Origin of the sequence: Paraburkholderia sp. EG286A (assembly GCF_040965375.1) — a bacterium.
In the GTDB taxonomy this organism is placed as follows: Bacteria; Pseudomonadota; Gammaproteobacteria; order Burkholderiales; family Burkholderiaceae; genus Paraburkholderia.
The window spans coordinates 1-255 of the sequence record NZ_JBFRCB010000059.1; the positions used below are offsets into that span (position 1 = coordinate 1).

Consider the following 255-nt stretch of genomic DNA (forward strand, 5'->3'; position numbering starts at 1 on the left):
GATCTGCTGGAGTTTCAGCCGCACGGTCGTATCGGCGGTCAGCACGCGCGAGAGGCTGACGCCGTTGAACGCGGCGGCATTTGCCGCCGGAGCGTGACCCGCATTGCCGCTCGCCGCTGGAGGATTCATGTCGCCCATCAGCGCGAGCAGCGGGCCGAACGAGCGGTCGAGCGGGTTCACGATGGGGGCCTGCGTCTGGTCGCTATCGTTCCCGCCTAGCAGCCCCTGCGCCTTGCGCACCAGCGTGTCAGTGAG

Annotated in this window: 1 protein-coding gene; it reads right to left on the reverse strand. The window is 68.2% G+C overall.

Going from position 1 to position 255, the window contains the following annotated elements; genetic code table 11:
- Nucleotides 1-255: hypothetical protein (locus tag AB4Y35_RS42240; RefSeq protein ID WP_368708807.1), on the reverse strand; the 255-nt coding region annotated here is incomplete at both ends.